Raw genomic sequence first — 2,108 nt, 5'->3', positions numbered from 1 at the left:
TGCCATATTCCACACCCAACAGTGGCAAAAAGAAATCCTGCCACGAACCAATGTAACCATATACCCAATCCGGACCCGATAATAATCCGCACAAAGCCATTACCGCACTAACGAAAATATAATACATATGAATAATATTTCTATCTCTCTGTGTTCTCTCCATTCTTACTGTCATTATCACTGCAAAAACACATGAAATAATAAGAGACATATTCATTGCGGAATAATGATTTTCTTCATAAAGGAGTATATCTCTTCCCATAAGCATATCTACATAATAATCAATTCTAAAAAGATACAATATCATATATGTACACATATATGCACACTGCATATAAAACATATACGCCACAACCAGTATATGCTTTCTTCCAAGAATATTATTTATAAGCAACACAATTATAATTCCTATCACACCACCTATTTTCATTCCTGTTAAAGATTTTCCCATAAAATATCCCAACATACTTCCTGCCCAAGCTCCATAGTAAGCTAAAATGCAATTGGATATAATCACTTTGCCCTTTGTAAATATTGATAATAGCAGCAAAATACATCCCATAATCATAAGGAATATATGAAGTAATTTCATATATTCCGTTTCAAAATATAATTCATTAAGTAGTTTTACATCCACCATTTTACCTCCCATACATATATTTTTTCCTGTGTTTGTTCCCTATCTTAACTGCTTATCATTGTTATACGACACACTATTCCGTAGGATAATATACCTGCCATATGTATAATATTTGTATCGTATAAAAAATATATAAGGGATTCCCCCATGCCTGACAAAGAGCAAAAAAACACCGCATCCATGATTTAGTCACAGATACGGTGTTGTAAGTTTTTAATTAATATTAATTAGTAAAGTCCTGACCAACCTTCACCCTGATTTGCTGAACCTGATGTATCAGCTGAAAAATTGTTATCAGGGCTTGTAGTAATAACGTCCTTTGTATCAAACTCTACTACTTCTGCCTTTGGACTAATATATTTCTCTGACATTGTGTTTCCTCCCATAATTATTTTATAAATGAGTCAACTACAGGTATTTCTGATGCAGCAATTCCCGGATATCCGGCAGCCTTAACTGCTGATGCTACATAGCTTACGCTTCTTGTCTGACTCATTCCTGAGTAAACAGTTACTGATGTATTGTCAGTATATGTAATGGTTACATATGCTCTGGCAATGAAATCTCTTGTATAGTTTGCTTCTGAAATATTAGCTACTGCTCCGCAATATGTCATTGCGCTTTCGTCAAACCAACCTTCATTAACAATATTAAGCATTGCATATGGGCTTGTCAAGTCTAAAGCAGATGAATTATTTTCATATATATCATTTGCCGTAATTAACATACCTTCCTTAATAGCATCTGATTTAACAGCTTCTCCATTGTTTGATGAAACCTTTGCCTGGAACTTAAGTCCTGCCGGTGTTGAAAGCTTAATAGCTGCACCGTTTGCCATATCTACTGAAAGGCTGTCAATTGAAGTAAGGGCAATATCGCCTGTTATTGTAAGTACGGTTCCCGGTTTATAAATCTTACCATCTGTATAGTATCCGTACTGTGCATCACCTAATGTATAAGTGCTTCCGTCTTCAACTTCTGCAACTTTATTTCCATTAATTGTTACTGAATGTTTTACTGTCTGTGCCTTTTCAACTTTTTTGATAGAAACTTTAGCTGTTCCAAGAGCATGAGTAATCTCTACTTCGTTTATTTCCTGAGTTAAAGCAGAAAGATATACAATAACTCCTGCACCCTGAATTGTTGCTACATTTTCTTTAACACCGTTTACTGATACTTCACTAATTCCTGATGGCACATTCATGTAAATACCAATTTCAGGCGACCATCCAGGCTGCTGAATGCTTACTACTTCATTTACTGTCATATTTGCCTTATCATAATAATATGATGCAGTATCATCACTTCCTGCAATTTCAACCCAGTTAGCTTCTCCTGTAGGCTGTGTTGTAGGTGTTTCCGTTGGTTTTTCTGTAGGTGTTTCTATTGGTGTATCACCACCATCTGTTCCATTTTCATTTTTTACAATAACAGTTGCTTTTCCGCCTGCATATTCAATTTCAACAGT

General features: G+C 35.1%; 3 protein-coding genes. All 3 read right to left on the bottom strand.

Annotated elements, in window-relative coordinates; translation table 11 throughout:
- The coding region (locus Q5O30_RS01490; protein WP_302674509.1) for a hypothetical protein at nucleotides 1-640 on the bottom strand (640 nt) is incomplete at its 3' end.
- Between the two features lie 227 nt (nucleotides 641-867).
- A complete protein-coding gene (locus tag Q5O30_RS01485) occupies nucleotides 868-1,011 on the bottom strand; it encodes a hypothetical protein (protein WP_021951992.1) in 144 nt (47 codons plus the stop codon).
- 17 nt (nucleotides 1,012-1,028) lie between these two features.
- The coding region (locus Q5O30_RS01480) for a hypothetical protein (RefSeq protein ID WP_302674508.1) at nucleotides 1,029-2,108 on the bottom strand (1,080 nt) is incomplete at its 5' end.

Origin of the sequence: Eubacterium sp. CAG:161 (genome assembly GCF_000432355.1) — a bacterium.
GTDB lineage: Bacteria > Bacillota > Clostridia > Lachnospirales > Lachnospiraceae > Eubacterium_G > Eubacterium_G segne.
Note: the sequence above shows the minus strand (reverse complement) of the source record. Positions and strands in the feature narration are given on the sequence as shown.